The following is a 20,597-nucleotide window of genomic DNA, read 5'->3' as shown; positions in this document are numbered from 1 at the left end:
CATGACGTTAACGGACATTGGCCAGACGCTGGGTCAGACCCTGTGCCAGACCCTGTGTTTGGCGCTGCGGCCTTTGCCAGTTCACGCGTGCCGGCCGCACCTTTGCCGCGGCAACCTGCTTTGCTTCGACCAGGCTGGCATAGGCCTGGAACCTGAGACCGAAGACCGAAATCAGCGTGGTGAACCAGAGCGGGCCGGTATTGCCGAAGAACGGGCTCTCCAGGCAGGCAAAAAACAGGGAAAACAGCCAGATGCGGATGAACAGCCGCGTCAGCGCCTTATCCTTGCCGCTCTTCAACGCGCGGCTCGCATCGCGGATCGGCAGCAGGACCAGCCAGGCCACGACCAGGATCAGCATCGGAATGCCGCCGTTGATCAGTTGCTCGACATAGCCATTGTGCGAATTGGCGGCCGTCACCGCCCATGAACTGAGTGCCTGGCCGCGTGAAAACAGGGCTTCGGTCTGCCAGAACGACTGGAAGCCATAGCCGAAGAGTGGCCGATCGGCGATTGCCGACAGCGCCAGCTCCCAGATCGAGCTGCGGTCGGTGAAGGTCGGGTCGACGCCGAGCGAAAGCAGGAAGCCGCTGACCGCCGGAGACACGGCCGCCGACATCAGGATGGCGTTGACGACAAGCAGGCCGACGATCGGGATCAGCCAGCGCGAGGCCCGCACATGCTCGAACACCCAGGCGAGCACCAGAACGGCCGGCAACATGCCGGCCGAGGTCTTGCCGCCGGATTTCAGTACAAAAAAACCGGCTGCCGCGACGATCAGCAAACCGATCATCGTCGAGCGCACCTGGCGCAGATAGAGACCGAAAAAGACCGCAAAGACCATGGCGCCTGCCGCAACATTCTTGTGGCCGAAATGACCGCGCCAGTCGCCGGCCAACAGCTGTTCGAGTGCATCGGTCGGCTGGTGAATCGCCCGCTGCGGCAGGGCGATGACGCCGAAATAGGACAGGCAGATCACCGCCACCATGATGCCGCAGACCAGCTTGCCGAACTGCTGCTCGTTGCGCGGCAAAAGTAATACGGCACTGCTACACAGGCAGACCAGCACGGCAAAGACGATGCGGCGGAAGGCGGTGGCCGGATCATCGGACAGAAGCCCGGTGAAGCAGACCCACACCAGCAGCACTGCCAGCAGACCATGCGGCCGAAGCAGCATGCCGGCTGAGCGATAGCGAAACATCGTGACCAGAACGACGCCGGACAGGCTGACGACGATCAGCTGGTTGATGAGGTTCGAGCTTTTGCCATAGGCGGTCAGCAAGGCTGCGGCATTCGGGTCCGGGAAGGGCGCCAGACCGATCCAGAAATAGCAGAAAATGGTCAAAAAGAGCAGGCTGGAGAACAGGCCGTTCTTCGCGCTCGCTCCGTTCTGACGCCCGTCAGGCATGGGTTTCGTCCCCGAATTCGCTCAGGTAACGATAGTCGCGCCACAGGCCGAGTGCGACGGCGACAAACAGCCCGAGGAAAAGCCCGGCCATGCCGCCGGCTGCAGCCAGAAGGTAACCTCTGGGCGGGAAGCTGCGATTGGCAGGCGCGACGGCCGGCGTGACGATGCGGACATTGGTGGCGTCGATCTGCTGGCGCTGAGCGGCTTCGCCGGCACGCGCCATGAAGGCTTCATAGACGGCAGCCTTGGCGCGCGCCTCACGCTCGAGTTCGCGGAGCTGAATCTGCGAGGCGCTGTCGTCGAAGACCGAGCTTGCCATCTGGTTGGCCTGCGAACTCAGCTGTTTCAACGCGGTGCGGGCCTGATCGAGTTCTGTCTTGGCGGCCTGGACGATGCGGCCGGTCTCGGCGTTGATCTGGTCTTCGAGGGCCTTGACCTGTGGTGTCAGGGTCAGGATCACCGGATGATTGGGGCCAAGGACCGCCGATTGCGAGGTCATGCGCTGCTTCAGCGTCGAATACTGGGTGCGCAGCATGGTCATCGTTTCCGACTGCAGGCTTGCGGCATTCATCTGGTTGCGCGGGTCGGTGGCGACCAGTTCGTCGTAGCGGGTTTCCGCCTGGATCAGCCGCGCCCGCGCCTCGATCAGCTGGGTATTGGTCTGCTGCGACATCAGCGTCGAGGTCAGCTCGCCCGACACCGATTGCAGGCCGCGCTCGCGCTTGAACTGCTCGACATTCGATTCCGCCTTGGTCACCTCGACCTTGAGGTCGTCCAACCGGGCGATCAGGGCGCTTGCTGCGCGGCCCGCCCCTTCGGATTCTGCCTTGGCCAGTTCTTCCTGGAAGCTGGTGACAACCGAATTGGTGATGGCGACCGACTTGTCCGGATTGTTCGACCAGACCGCGACATTGACGATGAAGGAGCGTTCGTCGCGGCGTGCGACGACGCGCTTGGCGAGCGTCGTCAGGGCGTCATTGGCGGGATCCTTCGACGAGGCACCGGCAAATTCCGGATCGGCAGAAAGCTTCAGGTCCTTGACCACCCGACCGAGCACATTGCCCGAGGTGATGACGCGCAGCTTGCTGTCGACGTCGAGCAGCTTGGTGTCGCGCTGCATGTTTTCGGAAAAGATGTCGTTGCTGACCACCCTGAGATTGGCCGGATCCAGCAGGATGTCGATGCCGGCGACAAAGCGCGGCTTGACGAAGATGGTTGCGCTATAGCCGACAACGGCACCGATGACGGCCAGGGCGACGATCCAGATGGCGCCGCCGCGCAACCAGTTCAGGATGCGAAACAGGTCGAGCTGGAACAGCTCCTGAAGCCGGGAATAGGTTTCGGCATCGCGCGCTTCATTCTCCTCGAACGCGTGCGATACCGTCTCAGTGCGGCGCACCTCCCGCGTCGGCTCCTCCAGCGTCTGCACTTCTGGCTGAAGCCCGTGCTGTGCCGGCTCCGACGGCGCATCGGCCTGATGATGCACTCTGTCGATCCAGCCGCGTGTGCTGACCACGGGCTTCTTCAGTCGAGAGTTGGCTTCATACATGGTGGTCGGGACCCAGTCGCTTGTCAGCTTTGCGCGCGCAATCATGGTTAACAAACCCTGTTTTCATTAAGTATCCATTAATGCCGTTTGCGAATGGTGGATGCGCCTGCGCAAAGCCTGATATAAAAGGTGCCGTCATGCGTTGTCGGATGCGACGCGCCACAGACCATGCTCCATTTCGGAGCGTAGCCGAGGGAAGCATCGTGATGCGCAGGCGGGAATTCGTGGTCGGCGCCCTCGGGGCAGGTCTTGCAGCATCCAACGTGCTCGACAGCATTATTCCCGGCGCGCCTGCCGCTGGCGGCACGGCCAGCGCATCGCAGCTCAGGACCGCCATTCCCTTCGGTGCGGCGGTGCGCGTCGACTATCTCGCCGACCAGTTCGACTATAAGACCGCCATTCTCGAGCACTGCCAGATGGTGGTCGGCGAAGGCGGGTTGAAATGGATCGACCTGCGCCCGACGCGCGACGACTTCGTCTTCGACCAGCCCGACCGCCTGATCGCATTCGCCGAAGCCAATGGCATGAAAATGCGCGGCCATACGCTGGCCTGGTACGGCGCCATGCCGGACTGGACCCAGCAGATCGCCAGCGAAGCCGAGGCGGAGGGCGAGCTTGTCCGCCATATCGAAATGGTGGTCGGGCGCTATAAGGGCCGCATCCCGAGCTGGGACGTGATCAATGAGGCAATCGCCGATCATCCGACGCCAGACAGCCCTTACCGCGAATCGATCTGGCAGCAGCGCCTCGGCAAACGCTTCGTCGAACTGTCGCTGCGCACGGCCGCCGCCGTCGATCCCGACGTGCAGCTGGTGATCAACGACTACGCCATCGAAAATCCGACCGGCCAGTGCCGGGCCAAACGCGAGGCGCTGCTCAACATGTTGCGCGACCTGAAAGACCGCGACGTGCCGCTGCATGCCGTCGGCATCCAGGGCCATCTGCTCGGCGACCAGGAGATCGACAAGGACGGCCTGTCGCGTTTTGTCGAGGCGGTCGCCGCCATGGACCTCGAGGTGCTCGTCACCGAGCTTGACGTGATCGACAACAAGCTGCCCGCCTCGACCTATGACCGCGACCAGATCGCGGCAGCCACGGCCAATGATTTTCTCCGCGCCATTTGCGACGTCAAGCGCCCCGGCGCCATTCTCACCTGGGGCATCACCGATCGCTACACATGGGTGCCGATGTGGTTCACCCGCGACGACGGCAAGCCGAACCGGCCATTGCCGCTCGACGTCAACTATCGTCCGAAAGCCCTGATGCAGGTGATCGAAGAATACACGCGTGTGCCTGCCTGATGCTTCGTCAAGTCTCGTCCTACATGATCGCCAATGTCGTGACCGTCGTGATCGGCGGTGCCTCGGTCGTACTGTTCACCCATATCCTCAGCCCGCATGAATACGGCATCTATGTGCTGGGCATCAGCGTTGCCGGACTGATCTCGACGCTGCTATTCGGCTGGATCAAGACATCGGTGCTGCGCTTCGCCTCCGAAGAAGGGGGTGCGGACGTGCGCATGTCGGCGCTGATCGCCTATGGCGTCATCGTGCTCGCCATTCCGCTGATGGTGATCGCGGCGCTCTTCCTGCCCGATGGTTCGGCGCAATACGTCGTGCCGGCGATCTTTGTCGCCTATACCGTCGGCCTGTTCGAATTCGTGCTGGAAATCTTCCGGGCCCGCCAGGAAACCGGCTCCTACATGCGATCGACGATCCTGCGGGCCGCCCTCGGCATCACGCTGTCCTGTATCCTGGTGATGGTCTTCGACCTTGGCGGCCAGGGCCTGCTGATCAGCGTCGCCGGCTCCTATCTGGTCACCATCCTGGTCTATGCGCCCAAGGTCTGGCGCCGCCCTCTACATGGTTTCGACCGCGGCATTCTCACCGAAATGCTGCGCTTCGGCCTGCCGATGACGGTCTCGGGCGGCATCTTCATGCTGCACACGATCATCGACCGGCTGATCATCGTCGGCTATCTCGGCGAAAACGCGGCCGGCACTTACGGCGCGGCCGCCGATCTCGTGCGTCAGATCATCCTGTTTCCAGGCGTGGCGATCGGCTCGGCCATGGTGCCCATCGCCATTCGGCTCTTGTCCCAGGACGGACCTGCGGCGACCAACCGGCATCTGTTGCACAGTCTGGACCTCCTGCTGGCGATCCTCATTCCCGCCTGCGTCGGCATGGCGCTGACCGCGACCAAGTTTTCCGGCCTGATCCTCGGTCCGGAATTCGAGGTCGCAGCGTCGGAACTGATCCCGGTCATCGTTTTTGCCTGGCTGTTCCGCTCGATTTCCTACCAGTTCATCCATGTCAGTTTCCAACTCGCCAAGACGGCGCGGCTGGTGTCGATCCAGGGCATCGTCATCCTGACGATCAATGTCATCGGCATGGTCGTGCTGGTGCCGCGTATGGGACTGATGGGTGCCGCATGGTCGCTGCTGTTTTCCGAGATCTGCGGCGTGGTCGTCGGCTATTTCCTGTCGTTCAAGGCGCATCCGCTGCCGCTCGAGATCTGGCCCACCGTGAAGATCTGCATTGCCGCGACCGCCATGGCGCTGCCGACATGGTATGTCGAGACGTTTTTCACCGAGAAGGGCATTATCGACCTGATCATGCCGGTGCTGACGGGTGTCGTCGCCTACACGATCGCCGCACTCTGCCTCGATGTCGCCGGCATAAGGCAGATGCTCAGGGACCGCTTTTCCAGAGCGAGCCAGCAGCCCATCTGATCCGCGCGCCCGAACGCGTCCGGCATGCAAGGTCTGTTAAACTCTTGGGCATTTAATTGCCGCGAAAAAACGGGTGCGGCGCTGGCAGCCGTGTCCTTGAAGGAAGAGAGCGTGGACGGAGCAGCCAACACTTCTGCAAAACCGGCAGGTACCGATGTCTCGGCATCGCAACCCACCGTTTTCGGATCGCATGTCGGCCTGTTTTCAGCGGCTGCACCAAGCGCTGATCGCCGTGATCTGGCCGTGCTTTTTCTCAGCCCCTGGGGTCTCGAGGAAATGTGCACCCGCAGGTTCTACCGGATCCTCTCCGAACGGTTCGCAGCGCTCGGGGTGGCGAGCCTGCGCTTCGACTATCCCGGTGCGGCAAACGCATTCGACGCTGAGGGAGACGGGGCAGAGCTTGCCGAATCAGATCTGGCCAAACCAGGTCTGGTCGGCTGGGTCTCGACCGTCGGCGAGGCCATTGCCGAACTCAAGGCGCTGTCCGGCGCCCGCCACATCGTGTTGCTCGGCCAGGGTCTGGGCGGCAGCCTTGCCTATCTGCGCGCGCCGATGGAAACCGATCTCGCCGGCCTGATGCTGCTCGGGCCGGTGCTGAAAGGTCGCAGCTATCTGCGCGAACTGTCGCTCTGGTCGAAGATGATCGACGAGCCGATGCAGATCAAGGCCGAGCTTCGCGACACGTCGCCCGGCGCCATTGCCGGACTGCGCATGCCGGAAACCGTTGCAGCCGACCTGAAAAGCCTCGATCTTTCCACCGCCTCTCCGCTGGAACCGGCACTCGGCACCGCGCTCGATCCGACGCTCAAGCCGGCCCTGCCGGTGTTTCTTGGCCAGCGCCCGGGCAATCACGGCGACATCGCCTTCGGCGAAATCCTGCGCAAGATCGGCGGCAGCCTGACGACGGCCGATTTCACCGGCTATGATCAGCTTGTCTCCGGCCCCCTGTCGCAGACGATGCCCGGCGCATTTATCGATACCGTGCTGTCCTTCGTTCAGGCACTGCCGCAATTCCAGAGCCTGGCCGGAGAGGTCGTCCGGCCTCCGGTGATCCGGCCGATCACCTGCGGCGCCTGCCGGGAGACGCCTGTGCGCTTCGGCAAGGCCGACACGTTCTACGGGACGCTGTGTCAACCTGTGGGTCCATCGGTCGGGGTGACGGCGGTCATACTCTCGACCTCCTACGATCATCAGGCCGGCTGGGCCGGTTCATCCGCCGTGATGGCGCGGCGGCTGGCGGCGATCGGTGTTTCGTCGCTGCGCTACGATTCCGCCGGTGTCGGCGACAGCCCGCCGATCCCGGGACGCCGCAGGCAGATCCTCTACGACGACGCCCAGCTCGCCGATGTCTCGGCCGCCTATGATTTCCTCGCAACACGGGGGCTCACCGGCCGGACGCTGATCGTCGGACGCTGCAGCGGCGCCTATATCGCGCTGCGCGCCGCGATCGCCGATCCGCGCTGGAACGGGGTGGTTGCCGTCAATCCGGATTCCTTCCTGTGGCGCTTCAAGGGCCTGCCGCGCACGCTGAGCGCCTATTCCGCCGAGCTTCTCAAGCACGAGACGATCAGGCGCGTGCTGGCCGGGGACGTGGATGTTGGCGCGGTCACGCGCAATATCGCCGTCCGGCTGATCGACCGCGCCGCCAAATCCGCCTCGCGTTTCGTCAAGGCGGCCGTGCCAATCACCCGGTTGAGCGGCCGGGTTCACAGCGAATTCCGCACGCTCGAGGCGCGGCAGACCCGGGTGGTTCTGGTCTATGCCGAAGGTGATGAAGGTCTCGAGCGTTTCCACGCCCATTTCGGGCCGCGTGCCGAAAAGCTCGCGGCCTATGGCAATGTCGCGTTTCACATGATCCCCGATGCCGACCACAACCTGACGCCCCGGCCGGCGCGCGAACGCCTGTTCGCCATCGTCGAGGCCACCGCCCGGGCGCTTGCCGCAAAACACGCGATGTGAACCATCCAAGGGGGATGACTTTTGCAAATCCCCCAACGTTTTCAATAAAACGCACCCACTTTCATCCCCCTCGTTTCGACCTGTGCCATACTCCTCCCGTTCCGCTTTCGGATACACCGGGGATTGCGAGCCCGGCGAAGCGGAACCGGCGCCGGAGGGCGCGGCTGTCGCTGGCCAGACCCTCCGGGCCGGATGCAACGGTCTCCCTCCGGTGGCGGGACGGTGGATGGCGAACACCTCGGATGGTTTCAGCCAACCTCGATCCCAACGGCCATCGGGCGTGCCTCAGGGGCACACAAACAAGGCGCCGGATCCGGTCAAACGGGTCTGGTGACAAAGACGGCGGGAGCTCAGGCGTTAATGCCAAGGCTCCCCGGGCGAGGGTCAGGTCGGGATGTGCGCACATCCGCCGAGAACCTGAAACCTCCCGGGCACCCGGCCAGAACGTCTCGATGAGACGTTTCGGACCCGCGCCCGGTTGACGACGAGACCTATGTTTCGCCGCGCAGAGCCGCCTTGCCAGAGAGACGCATGCAACCGGCAAAAATCGCCGAACGGGGCGCCGGAAGGAGCCATATAAATTATTTCAACAGGTTGCTTCTGGCGCCCTGTCCGAGACTGCCACCATCCCCGGAGGAGGAATTCCGACCGGTGTATTGGCGTGGGATTTTGAAGGTTCTGAGTGATGAAGAGGACGTTGAACCATGTGGATGGAAGTCGAAGCGTGGCCGTAGCAACAGTCTTGCCGGCAGCGGTCAGCGCCAGTTCGCCCCCCTCTGTCGGCTCCGCCGACATCTCCCCCACACGGGGGGAGATCACCGAGACCTCGGCGCAAGGGAGAGGATGGTGACCTTGGTGCAAGGGCGACAAAACACCGACAGTCAGAAATTCCTCGTCGCACCGGCCTCATTTGCACAAGCTATCCGGTTGGACGAGCGGCCAGCCACCTGCCGATCTCCCTCCTTGTGGGGGAGATGCCCGGCAGGGCAGAGGGGGGTATTGCGGGGCACAACGACCGACATCCGTCCCCCTACAACCCCTCGCCCGGCGTCCAGGCCCGGACCGGATGATCCCGTTGCACGACATAAAACCCGTCGGCCTTGACCGTCTGCCAGTCCCCGGCCGTGCCATCCGGCCACAGCACCCGGATCTCCGTCTCGGCCGCGTCACCAATGCCGAAATGGTGCCAGCCGATCTTGCCCCCGGCATGGCCGCCGCCGATGGTGACCTCGCGGGTCAGCAACCGATCGCCGTGCCGGACCTCGATCCAGGCGCCGATGGCATCTCGGTTGGCCCCGTCCTGGCGCAGCGCCAGTTGCAGGAAATGCCATGCGTCTTTCGTGTCGTTGCGCCAGATCTCGACCGGCGAACCCTGGTTGACGACGACAAGATCGATGCGGCCGTCGAGATTGAAATCGCTGAGGGCTGCGCCCCGCCCGCTTGCCGTGCTGGCAATGCCGGCGGTGTCGCCCATCTCGACGAATTTGCCGTCGGCGCCCTGAACCAGCAGGTTGTTCGGGTCCTTCTCGGCGAAATCCGGCATCTTGGCGACATTGCCCTTGGCGATGAACAGGTCGACGAGCCCGTCATTGTTGACGTCTTCGAAATCGGTATGCCAGGCGGTCGAGGGGCGGATTTCGCCGCCGGTATAGGGTCGGTGCGCGGTCACGCCTCGGGCAAAGGCAATGTCGGCAAAACCCGGCTTCGGCTGGCCGTCTGCCGGCACCTCGGCCAGGACCTGCAGCTTGTTGTCGGCCATGCTGGTGAGGAAATAGTCGGGATAGCGATCGAAATTGACGTCGTAGCTGGCAATGCCCATGCCCCAGATGCGCAGGTAGCGCCAACCGTCCTGCTGGCTGTAGAGCACCGGCGCCTTGCCCGGTTCGATGCGCCACATCTGCTCCTGGCCGCCCTTGTAATATTCGCGGTCATTGGAGACGCGCAGCGATGGGGTGCCGGAGCGGTTCCAGTCGGTAAACAGGATCGACAGCGGACAGAAGGAGGGCGTCAACGCCACAGGCGGTGCAAAACGGCGCCCGCCCTCTGTGGCCGGGCGATGCAGCCAGTTGTCGGTGCACGAGCCCCAGGGCTCGATGTCCTCGAAGCGGTCGATATAATTGCCGACGGCCATGGTCGGCCAATCGGCACCGCGCTCGAAGGTTGCCGAAAAGGCGGTCGACCAGGCGTCACCGCCGTCGAAACCCCAGGCCTCGTTGGCGCGCTCAAAGCGGCATTCGCCGAGGCCGCGCATCGCGACATTCTCGCCGGAGCGCAACAGCACGAGGTCCTGTGTGCCGTCGCCATCGATGTCCAGCGGGTAGGCGCCGATGACCTTGTCGAGTTCGAGGCCGGATTGCGCTTCGGCGAAAGACAGCGGCCCACCGGCTGCGCTGCGATTGCGGTAGAACCGGGCCGGTGCCTCGCCGCCGGCCAGAAGCAGATCGGCAAAACCATCGGCATTGCAATCGAAGCTCGCAACGCCGCCGCCGACCATGAATTCCCAATCGCCGCGATAGGTGCTGTCGATGCCGCTGGTCGCGGTTTCATCGACAAAATGCGGCACGACAGGTTGCTTGGTCTCGGCCAGGGCGGCACCGGCCAGGGCGGCACCGGCCGACACAAGCAGGGAAGCCAATACCAGCGCGACCGGAGACAGCGTGTTCTTATCGGCGCCGCTCACTTGCGCGTCACCAGGGCGATGGCATGATCGCCGATGCAGCGGCCCTGATCGAGGCCGCGCTCGATCGCGGCGCGGAAATGGATGCCGCCATAGAGGCGCGAAATGCCGGCCTCTTCGGCGGCCGCCCAGAAATTCGGGAAACTGCGGTTCGGCAGACCGTCCTTCTCGTGGGTGGCATCGACAAAAGCGACGTCGTCGCCGAAGAAGGCGGTCAGCACCGCGGCGGCCGCGCCGGACTGGGTGGAGTGGCCGCTCGGATATTCCGGAAACGGTGGGGTGATCAGCAGCGCCTCCCATTTCGGGTCGATGACGCGCTTGATATAGGTGATCGGCCGCAGCAGGTCGTATTCGAACTTGCTGTTCCAGCAGCCGATGAAGGCGTCGGCCAGCGTCACACCCAGGCGGGCGAGCAGGTCGGCGCGGTCGGCAGCGGGTGCCTTGCGCCCGTCGAGCACCTGCAGGGCGATCGAAATCCAGTGACCGGGCGGGGTCGGCGAAAGCATCGGATCATCGGACCAGAAACGGGCAATCGCCCGCTGTTCCGGCGTGATCGCCTTGACCACGTCATGCACTTCCAGCGCTTCGCGGTAGAAGTCGGAGGTTTTTTCCTCGCTATAGGTGGGCGGCGGCGGCAGGCCGCAGCTCTTGCCCTCAGGCATGGCGAAAGGCCGGTTGTCACCCCATTTGGGCAGGAGCGGCATCTGCTGCTGGTTGACCAGGCTGGTCGGCACCCAGTTGCCCGGCCCCTTGTTGAGCGCGAACTCGACCGGGAAACCCATGTTCTCGACTTTCGCGCCGCCGTCGTCTCTCGACCAGGCCAAAACATGGGCAACGACCGCGCGGCCATAATCCTGGCTGCGCGACGCAAGCTGCGGCTCGAGGCCGTCGGCAACCTTTGCCGCCATCTTCGCCTGCATGCGTGCCAGCACCCGCTGACCGGTCGGACCCGTGTTGGAAAACAACTGCACGACCGCCTCGGCCAAAGCAGCGTTGATCACCACCGCCTCGTCATAGGCCTGGGCAGGGTCCCGGCCCGTCAGCGGCGAGAGCCCGTTCAACTGGCCGGCCAACGACACGAGGGCGGGGTCGCCCGACGCTGTCGCTTCATGGGCAATCACGCCGAGATAGGCAAAGGCACGGCTGGCGACCGGCGGCGAATAGGTCGCGGTGTGGCGCACCAGTTCCAGCACCAGCCGGTACCAGTCGTGGATCACCGCATCGGCACCTGGCCGCACGGCGGCGGCTGCCGGGCTCGACAGCACGGAAAAGATAATCAGGCCGATTGCGCCCATGCGCCGCCAGATTGCGTTCATTGCCCCCTCCCCGAGGTTTTGAATGCCGACCCTCCCGAAACCGGGCTCCCAAGGTCTTGTTCAGAGAGGATAAAGCATGGGTCCGGCCAACTCGCAAGAGACGGGCCACAAGAGTGGTGCGGCCAGATGTGCCACTGGCGCCAAACGGCGGTGGAACCGGATGCGTCCGATCACGATCAGATCAAGACCGGATCAAGACCGGATCTGGGCGACCCAGGCGCGGGCGATGGCGAGACCGGCCTCGTCCGAGGCGACGCCATGGGTTTCGGCAAGGGCCGGATGGCGCTCCAGCCAGCCCGGCTCCATGCGCTCGATGACATCCGGGAAGGCCGCCTTCCAGTCATCGACGACGTTGCGGTCGGCCTCGAAATGGAACTGGAAACCATAGGCGGCGCGACCGAGGCGGAAGGCCTGGTGGCGGGCGGCGGCGTTTTCGGCGAGATGCACGGCGCCTTGCGGCAGCGTGAACGTATCGTCGTGCCACTGGAAGGACAGGAAACTGTCGGAGACTGCGGAAAAGACCGGATCGGACTTTCCGTGCTCGGTCTTTTCAATGACGCGCCAGCCGAATTCCGGTGCGGTACCGATCAGGTTGTCGCCGCCATAGGCGCGGGCGAGCAGCTGGCTGCCGAGACAGATGCCGAGCACCGCCTTGCCGGCATCGCCAAAGCTGCGCATCAGAGCGGACAGATCGGCCAGATAGGGATGTTTCTGGTCATCACGGGCGTTCTGCTCGCCACCCAGCACCACCAGGGCCTCGTAGTCGTCAACCTTCGGCAATGGAGCGCCGGCATAGGCGGGGATGACGGTGACCGCTGCGCCGGCTTCGGCGAGCGCCCTGCCAACCTGGCCGGGATAGGAGATCTTCATGTTTTCGATGATGGCGACGCGCATAGGATCCGGTGCTGGGAGTGATCAGGAGCGGCCACGAAAGCATGGCATCGGCTTGACCGCAAGGGCGCGACAGCGCCGCGCCCTGCTTTTTCAATCCACCCGCTTTCAGCGCTCAGAAGGTGTTTTTCAGAACGTCTTCTTCAGGCGGGCGTCGACGGAATGGGCATTGCCGCCGCGGCTGATGAAGAACAGCGTGATGGCCGCCCAGAGGATCGACTTTTCGGCGCCGGAGAAACCCTGGCTCATGGTGACCCAGTGGAAATAGACCGTGACCAGGAGGATAATGGTGGTCGCGAGGGCTGCCACACGGGTGAAGAGGCCGAGCGCCAGCAGGATGCCGCCGAAGAATTCGCTGGCGGCCAGCAGTGGCGACCAGAAGACGCCGGGATAGAAGCCAAGACCTTCGACCATCTGGATCGCGCCGAATGGATCGGCGATCTTGCCGCTGCCATGGATGGCAAGGCAGACGCCGGCAACGACGCGCAGAACGGTTTCGACGATTTCGTGAGTCGAACGATAGAGCGGTGCTGCGGCCGGAGCGATGAGGCGGCTGGAATCGGTGGATGACATCGGCGAACTCCTTGAAATAATGATAGCTTGCCTCTTGGCGGATCAATGCCGCAGTGGCAATTGTCCTGCGACAAAAAGAAGAGTTTACAGGTTAACTTATCCGTGAAGACGAGGATTTGAGATGGACCCGCAGACACGTGGCAAACCGCGCATTGCAATCACCTATTGCACCCAGTGCAATTGGCTTTTGCGCAGCGGCTGGATGGCGCAGGAACTGCTGCAGACGTTTGCGGCCGATCTCGGCGAGGTGGCGCTGATCCCCGGCACCGGCGGGATCTTCGAGATCCGGCTGAATGACGACCTGATCTGGGAGCGCAAGCGCGATGGCGGCTTTCCCGGACCGAAAGAGCTGAAACAGCGGGTGCGCGACATGATCGACCCGGAGCGCGATCTCGGCCATGTCGACCGGATCGATCCGGAGCGCAACAGCGGCCTCGACACCTGAGCAATCCACAGAAAAGGCGGCCCGAAGACCGCCTTCTGCATTCTTGCCTGTGTCGGACGTGGCTCAGCCGAAGGGCGAGCGGCAGGTCTTGAAATAACCCGAAGACGACAGGAACTGGTTCGTCCGGGGATTGTAGGAGCGATAGCGGTCAAGGCACCAATCGATATGGCGGTCCCAGCTGCGGCCTGGTCTCGCATAGACCGGCGGCGGGCGATAACCCGGCTGAACATAGACCGGCGGACGACCGTAGATCGGCGGGCGGCCATAGCCCGGTGGTGGCGGTGGCGGACGACCGTAACCCGGCTCGACATAGACCGGAGGCCTTCCATATCCCGGCGGCGGCGGTGGCGGGCGACGATAGCCCGGAGGTGGGCGATCGAAGGTTTCGTAGCAGCCGTTGAAGTCACAGACCAAATCAACCGTCTGCACATCGGATTGCTTGCGGATATCCGCAGGCTGCGCCTGGGACACCGGTGATGTGGGCATGATGGTGGCAGCCTGCGCGACCCCGGCAAGGCTTTCCATGCCGATCATCGCGATCGCAAGCATTGCAATGGTTTTTTTCATCACCGATTTTCCTGTCTTCGAAATCGAATTGCTGCGTGGCCCACCGAAGTGGATCGCCGCCTGAGCGATAATCAGCGTTTCGATCACGGCTTTTTCACGGCGTCGTCAACAGGTTCATTGCGTGCATGTGCCTGAAAGGTCTGGAAAAGCGGGGCGAAAGCCGCAGCCGGCCAGCGTGCTGCCGGATGTATATTCAGCTGTGACATGAAAACTTCAAAAAGCCGATTGACAGGGGGAGTCTGTCGCTTTACATGGCTCCTCGTCGCCCAGATGGCGGAATTGGTAGACGCGCCAGCTTCAGGTGCTGGTACTCGAAAGGGTGTGGAGGTTCGAGTCCTCTTCTGGGCACCAAATTCCCATTCATACCAAGGCTTTGGCCTTGGGGATGAAACTAAAAAAGCCCGGTTATCCGGGCTTTTTTTATGGCTTGATTCCAGCCTCAGGCCGGGGTGACCACCACCCCGCGGAGACTTGGTCAAACGCATGGTCGTGCCGCCCCACAAGGCTTGCCAATCCTGAAAGGAAACCCGCTATGGATGAGACAGTCGCTATCGAATCGCGCAGCGATTTTGCCCTCTGGGCGATCGAACGGGCGAAAGAAATCGTCAGCCAGGAAGGTTCGGCGCTGGCGCTTGCCTCCCGCGACATGAACGAAGAGGCAATCCGCGACGCGGGCCACGCACTCGGTGCGGCGATCAGCGAGGCGCTTCTCGAAGTGTTCGACGGGCTGATCGGCGAAGAGGCATAATTTTCTACCGACACTCAGTCCAGATTGCGCGGATTGACCCCCGGATACCAGCCGCGGCCCGATGTCGGCGGCTGGGTGCCCTGGTAGATGATACCGTTCTTTTCACAACGATAGACGGTTTGCGGCAGGCTGTCGCGGAGCTCACGCGCGTTGATGCGCCGCGGCGCGACGGTCATGGTCTCGCAGCGATAGCCGTCGCCAAACAGTTGCGGGTCCTGCGGTTTGACACCCGGCAGATCGGTGAACGTGTCCTGGCCCGCCTTCTGCCACTCGACGCCGCTGCCGGCGGCAAAGGATGTGGCCGGTAGGAGCGTCACAAGGGCCAGTCCCAGAATGCCGGCAAGCTGTGCCGGTCTTGTCGCGACAATGCGGCGCTGAACCGGGAGGACTGACTTCAACTGGATCATGGGGAACGGTTCCGATGCGGGCTTGATGACACCGATATAAGAAATCGGCGGTCCTGCACCAAGAGAGCGCTCATCACATTTCAGCGATGGGCCGACGATAGCCGGTCGGGGCGTCATACAACCAGCCGATGCGCTCGATGGCGTCATCGAGCCTCTCGCGCGCCACCGTCATGGTATGGCCATTGGCATGGATCATCATCTGCCCATCCTCCATGACAGCCACATGGCCCTTCCAGAAGACGAGATCGCCGCGCCGGAGCTGTTCGCGATCAATCGGCTCGCCGAGGCAGGATGCCTGCATGTCGCTGTCACGTGGGGCGGAGCGGCCGGTCATACGCAAAGCCAGTTGCACGAGGCCGGAGCAATCGATGCCGAAGCCGGATTTGCCGCCCCAGAGATAGGGCGTTTCGACGAAGCGGGCGACTACCGACACATAGTCACTGCCGACAGGTTCAGCGGCCGGGCCGCAATGATTGGCGACCAGGGCTCCGCCATCGGCGAGCAGCAGATAACGGGTGCCACGCGTTTCTGCTTCACCGACCGAAGCGACAGTGCTGCCCATGGACAGCGCGGCCTTGACCGGGAAGCGCAGGTCAGGACCGGAATAGACGAAGGTGCGCGGGGTGAGAACCACATGGGTTGACGCGACGACAGGGCAAAGCGCCGTCTCGGGCAGATAGCCGACATAACCGTCGGCATCGGCCTTGATCCAGGCCCAGCCATCGGCGCGATCCAGGACACGAACCGTTTCGCCCAGCAACAGCTGGGTGTCGATACCGGAGCCCGGATCGGGCCGCGGGCGCAGGTCGACCACCGGCTCGCCGATCATGGCGGGTTCGCCGTCGGTAAACCGCACTGCCTCCACCTTGCCCTGCAAGGCGGCTTCGGCAAGATCGGGTCGGAAGGCGTTGAGCCTGCGGTCGAGCATCATGTCAGTTGTCCATCAATCGGTTTATTGTCCATCCATCGGCGCGCGGGAGCCGAGGGCGCGGGCTTGGGCAATGACCCGGTCGCCGAACTTCTCCAGAAACAGCGCGCCGCCGACGGTGCGCTTGACCACCACGCTGCGCCGGTCAAGCTCGTCGCGGACGCGATCGACCAGCCCCATTTCACCCAGCGTATCCAGCGCCCGGGTGACGACCGGCTTGGTCACGTCCAGGGTTGCCGCAAGGCCGCGCACGGTATGCGGCGGCGGCACGAGATAGATCTCGAGCAGGATCGCCAGCTGGCGCATGGTCAGATCCGGCCCGTCCTCGCGGACCTGCTGCAGCGTTACCCGATGCCAGAGGCCGAGCGCCTGGGTTGCGGTCAGTTCAAGGCTCATGGCCGGCTTCCGAAATGGTCATTGCGGGCATCTTTCCGGCAAACAGCCCGCCGATGCAAGAGGCCCGCCCCAGACCCGCGAGGGATGGCTATTTCCAACCGGTCTGCAGATAACGATACAGAGCGCGAATGCCCTGCGCCTCGCCGCCGACCGGCGAATGCGGACGCTCGCTCTGCGACCAGCCGAAGATATCCAGATGCAGCCAGGTGCGGTCCTTGGAGACGAAGCGCTTGAGGAAGAGGGCGGCGGTGATCGCGCCAGCCATGCCGCCGGCCGGTGCATTGGTCAAGTCGGCGATCTGGGCCTTCAGCATGCGCTCATAACCCTTGTGCAGCGGCAGGCGCCACAGGGGATCATCGACCTCGAGGCTGGCATCGGCGAGATCGTCGGCCAGGTCTTCGTCATCGGTGAAGAAGGGGGGCAGGTCCGGGCCGAGTGCGACGCGCGCGGCACCGGTCAGCGTCGCCATATCGATGAGCAGATCGGGTTTTTCGGCATCGGCATAGGCCAGGGCGTCGGCGAGAATCAGACGGCCTTCGGCATCGGTATTGTCGATCTGCACCGTCAGGCCCTTGCGGCTGCGATAGACGTCGCCCGGGCGGAAAGCATTGCCGGCGATGGAATTTTCGACCGCCGGAATGATCACCGTCAGGTCGATCTTCAGCTTGGCGTCCATGATCATCAGGGCAAGGCCCAGAACATTGGCGGCACCGCCCATGTCCTTCTTCATCAGCAGCATGGAGGAGGACGGCTTGATATCGAGGCCGCCGGTGTCGAAGCTGACGCCCTTGCCGACCAGGGTCAGCTTGCGATGGCCCTTCTTGCCCCAGCGCATCTCGATCAGGCGCGGCGCGACGGTGGAGGCGCGGCCGACCGCATGGATGAGCGGGAAGTTCTTCTCCAGCAGCTCGTCGCCGGCAGTGACGGTGACCTCGGCCTTGTAATGCTCGGCGAGACGACGAACCGCGGCCTCGATATCGGCGGGGCTCATGTCGTTGGCCGGCGTGTTGATCAGGTCGCGGGCGAGGTAGACGCCGGCCAGCTGGCGCTTGATGTCGGCGGCATCGGCATCCTGGGGAATGAGCAGTTTCGGCTCGGTCGGGCGCTCCGAGCGATAACGGTCGAAGCTGTAGGCGCCGAGGCCATAGCCGAGCAGCAGGCGGTTGGCGGTCAGCGGTGCTGTTTCAATGTGCCAGTCGCCGGCGGGCAGCGTGCGGGCGAGCTTGCCGGTGAGGAAGGGGCTTTCGGACGGATTGGCGCCCAGACCGAAGAGCGCGCCACCGAGATGGCCCTCTTCCGTCGGAATCAGCAGCAGGGAACCGGCTTCCGCCTTGAAGCCCGCCTTTCTCGCCCAGTCGAGGGCGAGCGGCTCGAGCGTTCCGGTCTCGACATGGGCCGGCGTGACCGCGAAGATCGGCAATGTCTTGCCGCCCTTGGTGCTGAAGTGGGTCGGGCGTTCAATATACTGGAAGAGGGCCATGGCTGCTGCTTTCAAGAGAATCGGCGTCGAGCGAATTAACACTCCGTTAGGGTTAACAGATTATTGCTTGAGTGGAGGTTACGTCATGCTCTTGAGGCAGGTGACGCAGAAAACCAGACTTTCGGGATAGCAATCATGGCCAACCGGCATCATTCCTCGCGCCGCCGTATGCAGACCCTCGGCGGAATCGGTCTTGTCATCGCAGCGCTGACATTGAGCGGCTGCGCCGGCCGGGAAAAACCGCTGATCACCGGCTCGATTCCGAAACTGTCGAAACCCGTCGATTCGATGACCGGGCCGGAACTTTCGCGGGCCTCCGAGACGATCGGCAAGGCCTATGAGGCCAATCCGAAGGACCGTAATACCGGCCTGAGCTATGCCAATGTACTGATGATGTCGGGCCGCAACGCGCAGGCGCTGGCTGTCATGCAGCAGGTGGCGATCGCCCATGCCAATGACCGCGAAGTGCTGGCCTCTCTCGGCAAGGCGCAGGCCGCGGCCGGGCAGCTGGAAAAGGCGCTGGGCACGATTGCCCGCGCCCAGACACCCGACCGCCCGGACTGGAAGCTCTATTCAGCCGAAGGCGCCGTGCTCGACCAGCTCGGTCGCTCCGGCGATGCCCGCGGGCGCTACCGCATGGCGCTGGACATCAAGCCGGGCGAACCGAGCGTGCTGTCCAATCTCGGCATGTCCTATGTGCTGTCCGGCGACCTGAAAACCGCGGAGACCTATCTCAACCAGGCATCGCAGCAGCCGACGGCCGACAGCCGCGTACGGCAGAACCTGGCGCTGGTGGTCGGCCTGCAGGGACGTTTCCAGGAAGCCGAGCAGATTGCTTCGCGCGAACTCGACCCGCAGCAGGCGGCCGCCAATCTGCAATATCTGCGCGGCATGCTGGCGCAGCAGGATTCGTGGAAACAGCTTGCCGCCGACGGCAAGCCGAAGAAAAGCGGCTGAGGTAAGCCTTGCCGGATATGGGGCGGAGCGAGCGGATAGCCGACCTATTGCGGTAAAGCATCTTCGTCCGGCAGGACCAGCCGGGACCGGCCGCTGGTCAGGTCCTGGACAAGTCGCTCGACCTGATGTTCGTCGCCGGCACGCAGCGTGACTGTCAGCATCGCGCCCTCGCCTTCGAAACTCTCGACCAGCGACACATGCGGCATGGCGAGCAGCCTTGCCTTGACCAGCGCCAGATCGGCAAAACCCGTCATCACCTCGCCTGTCAGCATCGGGATGATCTCGACCTTTTCGCCTAGACGCAGGGCGGCTGCCGCCGACCCGCCATAGGCGCGCATCAATCCGCCGCTGCCGAGCAGAATACCGCCGAACCAGCGGGTGACGAGAACGGCGACCCCGTCGAGCGCCTGGCCATCGATCGCCTGCAGGATCGGCTTGCCGGCAGTTCCCGACGGCTCGCCGTCATCGGAAAAGCGATAGGCCTGCCCCAGCCGCCAGGCCCAGCAATTGTGGTTTGCCGTCTCATCGCGGTGGGCGGCGAGAAAGGCTTTGGCCTCGTCTTCGCTGGCGATCGCGGCGGCCCTGGCGACAAAGCGGCTCTTCTTCACGTCCTGGGAAAACTCGACGGGCTGGAGCAGGGAAAATAGCATGGTCGATGATCAGACTCTGGTGTGGCGGAATGCCATGTCGCGCGACGCTACAGGGCCGTTTGTGCCGGTTCCAGCGGAAATCGGCCTCAGCGGGTATGGGTGCGATTGCTCTCCAGCCACAGGCGCAGGGCGGCGATGACCGAGAGCCTGAGGCTCGCCTTCATCGCCAGCGCCCGGGCGAGCGCATGGTCATCGGCGGCAAAGCCCATTTCCGCCATCACGGCGCGCGGCGTCAGGCGTCTGGCGCGCATGACCCTCTCGATGCGCTCGATGGTGGCCGGAAGTAGGTAGCGGCCATTGGCAATCAACGGCAGCGAAGCGGGCTGCGTGGGCGCGGGCGTAGGTACAGGCGGGGGTGCAGCGTCCGCCGTCGGAACCAGCGGATGCACAATGCCATTGGCGCGTGTTTCCGCCGCGACGAAATCCAGGAAGGCTTCCCGGTCTTCCGATGTTGCCTGGGCCCAGGCCTTGATCAGCTTCTTCAGATGATTGCGCTTTGGCTTTTTCGACATCACCGGCCTTCTCTTCGATCCCCGGTCCTTACCCCGCCAGGCGACCGAGTGCGAGAAAAATTCCTGTTCCTTGTCCGGCCCCGGCGAAGCGCCGAATTCTCCTGCGACAACAGGGGGATCCTGCCCGGGAACGGCGTCGGCGGATCGCTGGAATATTAGCGAAATCGGCTGCAGCGCAAGCAGTCGTTAACCTTTATTTTCTACTGATAGAGCGCTTGCCAGCTCTCCCGTTTCTCGTCAGCGATCAGGTTTTTCATGCATCCTCCCCGTCAAAATTCCGCGTTTTCTGTCAATAGTTTAGGGGACAAGCCGACGAGCCCGCAGACCCCGGCCCCAGGGCCGGCGGCAGCACAGGCACAAGCAGTTCAGGGGCAGGCGGTTCAGGGGCAGGCGGTTCAAGGTCAGC

Annotated in this window: 19 protein-coding genes and 1 tRNA gene; 7 read left to right on the top strand and 13 right to left on the bottom strand. The window is 63.5% G+C overall.

From position 1 onward, the window contains the following. Positions 1–7: 7 nt before the first annotated feature. Complete coding sequence (locus tag LQ231_RS03550; protein ID WP_230170305.1) at positions 8–1,405, bottom strand: O-antigen ligase; 1,398 nt, start codon at positions 1,403–1,405, stop codon at positions 8–10. Further along, complete coding sequence (locus LQ231_RS03545; RefSeq protein WP_230170304.1) at positions 1,398–2,999, bottom strand: GumC family protein; 1,602 nt, start codon at positions 2,997–2,999, stop codon at positions 1,398–1,400. Before LQ231_RS03545 ends, LQ231_RS03550 begins: the two co-directional genes overlap by 8 nt. A gap of 161 nt (positions 3,000–3,160) precedes the next feature. On the opposite strand from LQ231_RS03545, the gene LQ231_RS03540 reads away from it, so the two are divergent. The 3 genes from LQ231_RS03540 to LQ231_RS03530 all read left to right on the top strand — a co-directional run bounded on the left by LQ231_RS03540 (position 3,161) and on the right by LQ231_RS03530 (position 7,644). Then, the gene (locus LQ231_RS03540) at positions 3,161–4,255 is read left to right on the top strand and encodes an endo-1,4-beta-xylanase (protein WP_230173233.1); all 1,095 of its coding nucleotides are present in this window, start codon (positions 3,161–3,163) and stop codon (positions 4,253–4,255) included. After that, entirely contained in the window at positions 4,255–5,685 is a 1,431-nt protein-coding gene (locus tag LQ231_RS03535; RefSeq protein ID WP_230170303.1) for an oligosaccharide flippase family protein, read from the top strand. Before LQ231_RS03540 ends, LQ231_RS03535 begins: the two co-directional genes overlap by 1 nt. 111 nt (positions 5,686–5,796) lie before the next feature. Next, entirely contained in the window at positions 5,797–7,644 is a 1,848-nt protein-coding gene (locus LQ231_RS03530; protein WP_230170302.1) for an alpha/beta hydrolase, read from the top strand. A gap of 1,030 nt (positions 7,645–8,674) precedes the next feature. Here the strand turns inward: LQ231_RS03530 and LQ231_RS03525 are convergent. The 4 genes from LQ231_RS03525 to LQ231_RS03510 all read right to left on the bottom strand — a co-directional run bounded on the left by LQ231_RS03525 (position 8,675) and on the right by LQ231_RS03510 (position 13,101). Next, on the bottom strand, positions 8,675–10,324 hold the full coding sequence (locus tag LQ231_RS03525) for a CRTAC1 family protein (protein WP_230170301.1): 1,650 nt from the start codon (positions 10,322–10,324) through the stop codon (positions 8,675–8,677). Then, positions 10,321–11,637 carry a vanadium-dependent haloperoxidase gene (locus LQ231_RS03520; RefSeq protein ID WP_230170300.1) on the bottom strand — a complete coding sequence of 439 codons (1,317 nt, stop codon included), beginning with the start codon at positions 11,635–11,637 and terminating at the stop codon, positions 10,321–10,323. The genes LQ231_RS03525 and LQ231_RS03520 overlap by 4 nt, the downstream gene beginning before the upstream one ends. Before the next feature lie 192 nt (positions 11,638–11,829). Continuing rightward, on the bottom strand, positions 11,830–12,531 hold the full coding sequence (locus LQ231_RS03515) for a type 1 glutamine amidotransferase (protein ID WP_230170299.1): 702 nt from the start codon (positions 12,529–12,531) through the stop codon (positions 11,830–11,832). Between the two features lie 126 nt (positions 12,532–12,657). Beyond that, positions 12,658–13,101: a DoxX family protein gene (locus tag LQ231_RS03510; protein WP_230170298.1), complete on the bottom strand. Its 444-nt coding sequence runs from the start codon at positions 13,099–13,101 to the stop codon at positions 12,658–12,660. A gap of 121 nt (positions 13,102–13,222) precedes the next feature. On the opposite strand from LQ231_RS03510, the gene LQ231_RS03505 reads away from it, so the two are divergent. Further along, positions 13,223–13,546 carry a SelT/SelW/SelH family protein gene (locus tag LQ231_RS03505; protein ID WP_230170297.1) on the top strand — a complete coding sequence of 108 codons (324 nt, stop codon included), beginning with the start codon at positions 13,223–13,225 and terminating at the stop codon, positions 13,544–13,546. A gap of 63 nt (positions 13,547–13,609) precedes the next feature. Here LQ231_RS03505 and LQ231_RS03500 read toward each other — a convergent pair whose 3' ends face one another. Further along, positions 13,610–14,113 (bottom strand): BA14K family protein, encoded by a 504-nt coding sequence (locus tag LQ231_RS03500; protein ID WP_230170296.1) that lies wholly within the window; start codon positions 14,111–14,113, stop codon positions 13,610–13,612. Positions 14,114–14,377: 264 nt separating this feature from the next. Here LQ231_RS03500 and LQ231_RS03495 point away from each other — a divergent pair. Then, positions 14,378–14,464, top strand: a tRNA-Leu gene (locus tag LQ231_RS03495). A 181-nt stretch (positions 14,465–14,645) separates the two neighbouring features. Further along, entirely contained in the window at positions 14,646–14,861 is a 216-nt protein-coding gene (locus LQ231_RS03490) for a hypothetical protein (RefSeq protein WP_230170295.1), read from the top strand. A 14-nt stretch (positions 14,862–14,875) separates the two neighbouring features. On the opposite strand, the gene LQ231_RS03485 is transcribed toward LQ231_RS03490, so the two are convergent. The 4 genes from LQ231_RS03485 to LQ231_RS03470 all read right to left on the bottom strand — a co-directional run bounded on the left by LQ231_RS03485 (position 14,876) and on the right by LQ231_RS03470 (position 18,072). Continuing rightward, entirely contained in the window at positions 14,876–15,268 is a 393-nt protein-coding gene (locus LQ231_RS03485) for a hypothetical protein (RefSeq protein WP_230170294.1), read from the bottom strand. Positions 15,269–15,341: 73 nt separating this feature from the next. Next, positions 15,342–16,199, bottom strand: a complete 858-nt coding sequence (locus LQ231_RS03480; protein ID WP_230170293.1) for a C40 family peptidase — start codon at positions 16,197–16,199, stop codon at positions 15,342–15,344. Positions 16,200–16,220: 21 nt separating this feature from the next. After that, complete coding sequence (locus tag LQ231_RS03475; RefSeq protein ID WP_230170292.1) at positions 16,221–16,592, bottom strand: MarR family winged helix-turn-helix transcriptional regulator; 372 nt, start codon at positions 16,590–16,592, stop codon at positions 16,221–16,223. Between the two features lie 88 nt (positions 16,593–16,680). Further along, positions 16,681–18,072 (bottom strand): leucyl aminopeptidase family protein, encoded by a 1,392-nt coding sequence (locus tag LQ231_RS03470; protein ID WP_230170291.1) that lies wholly within the window; start codon positions 18,070–18,072, stop codon positions 16,681–16,683. Between the two features lie 135 nt (positions 18,073–18,207). Here LQ231_RS03470 and LQ231_RS03465 point away from each other — a divergent pair, with 135 nt between their 5' ends. Continuing rightward, positions 18,208–19,029 (top strand): tetratricopeptide repeat protein, encoded by an 822-nt coding sequence (locus LQ231_RS03465; protein WP_113144287.1) that lies wholly within the window; start codon positions 18,208–18,210, stop codon positions 19,027–19,029. Between the two features lie 44 nt (positions 19,030–19,073). Here the strand turns inward: LQ231_RS03465 and LQ231_RS03460 are convergent, their stop codons facing one another. Both LQ231_RS03460 and LQ231_RS03455 read right to left on the bottom strand, forming a co-directional pair. Then, positions 19,074–19,679, bottom strand: a complete 606-nt coding sequence (locus tag LQ231_RS03460) for a YigZ family protein (protein ID WP_230170290.1) — start codon at positions 19,677–19,679, stop codon at positions 19,074–19,076. An 86-nt stretch (positions 19,680–19,765) separates the two neighbouring features. Further along, positions 19,766–20,191, bottom strand: coding sequence for a hypothetical protein (locus LQ231_RS03455; RefSeq protein ID WP_230170289.1), 426 nt, complete (start codon positions 20,189–20,191; stop codon positions 19,766–19,768). Between the last annotated feature and the right edge of the window lie 406 nt (positions 20,192–20,597).

Source organism: Rhizobium sp. CECT 9324 (assembly GCF_918741265.1).
Taxonomy (GTDB): Bacteria; Pseudomonadota; Alphaproteobacteria; order Rhizobiales; family Rhizobiaceae; genus Allorhizobium.
This window is presented reverse-complemented; position numbering and strand designations above follow the sequence as displayed.

What these genes read in the sequence shown, in the direction of transcription:
- LQ231_RS03550 (WP_230170305.1), bottom strand. Translation starts at nt 1,405, where the DNA reads ATGCCTGACGGGCGTCAGAACGGAGCGAGCGCGAAGAACGGCCTGTTC.
- LQ231_RS03545 (WP_230170304.1), bottom strand. Translation starts at nt 2,999, where the DNA reads ATGATTGCGCGCGCAAAGCTGACAAGCGACTGGGTCCCGACCACCATG.
- LQ231_RS03540 (WP_230173233.1), top strand. Translation starts at nt 3,161, where the DNA reads ATGCGCAGGCGGGAATTCGTGGTCGGCGCCCTCGGGGCAGGTCTTGCA.
- LQ231_RS03535 (WP_230170303.1), top strand. Translation starts at nt 4,255, where the DNA reads ATGCTTCGTCAAGTCTCGTCCTACATGATCGCCAATGTCGTGACCGTC.
- LQ231_RS03520 (WP_230170300.1), bottom strand. Translation starts at nt 11,637, where the DNA reads ATGAACGCAATCTGGCGGCGCATGGGCGCAATCGGCCTGATTATCTTT.
- LQ231_RS03515 (WP_230170299.1), bottom strand. Translation starts at nt 12,531, where the DNA reads ATGCGCGTCGCCATCATCGAAAACATGAAGATCTCCTATCCCGGCCAG.
- LQ231_RS03510 (WP_230170298.1), bottom strand. Translation starts at nt 13,101, where the DNA reads ATGTCATCCACCGATTCCAGCCGCCTCATCGCTCCGGCCGCAGCACCG.
- LQ231_RS03505 (WP_230170297.1), top strand. Translation starts at nt 13,223, where the DNA reads ATGGACCCGCAGACACGTGGCAAACCGCGCATTGCAATCACCTATTGC.
- LQ231_RS03500 (WP_230170296.1), bottom strand. Translation starts at nt 14,113, where the DNA reads ATGAAAAAAACCATTGCAATGCTTGCGATCGCGATGATCGGCATGGAA.
- LQ231_RS03490 (WP_230170295.1), top strand. Translation starts at nt 14,646, where the DNA reads ATGGATGAGACAGTCGCTATCGAATCGCGCAGCGATTTTGCCCTCTGG.
- LQ231_RS03485 (WP_230170294.1), bottom strand. Translation starts at nt 15,268, where the DNA reads ATGATCCAGTTGAAGTCAGTCCTCCCGGTTCAGCGCCGCATTGTCGCG.
- LQ231_RS03480 (WP_230170293.1), bottom strand. Translation starts at nt 16,199, where the DNA reads ATGATGCTCGACCGCAGGCTCAACGCCTTCCGACCCGATCTTGCCGAA.
- LQ231_RS03475 (WP_230170292.1), bottom strand. Translation starts at nt 16,592, where the DNA reads ATGAGCCTTGAACTGACCGCAACCCAGGCGCTCGGCCTCTGGCATCGG.
- LQ231_RS03470 (WP_230170291.1), bottom strand. Translation starts at nt 18,072, where the DNA reads ATGGCCCTCTTCCAGTATATTGAACGCCCGACCCACTTCAGCACCAAG.
- LQ231_RS03465 (WP_113144287.1), top strand. Translation starts at nt 18,208, where the DNA reads ATGGCCAACCGGCATCATTCCTCGCGCCGCCGTATGCAGACCCTCGGC.
- LQ231_RS03460 (WP_230170290.1), bottom strand. Translation starts at nt 19,679, where the DNA reads ATGCTATTTTCCCTGCTCCAGCCCGTCGAGTTTTCCCAGGACGTGAAG.
- LQ231_RS03455 (WP_230170289.1), bottom strand. Translation starts at nt 20,191, where the DNA reads ATGTCGAAAAAGCCAAAGCGCAATCATCTGAAGAAGCTGATCAAGGCC.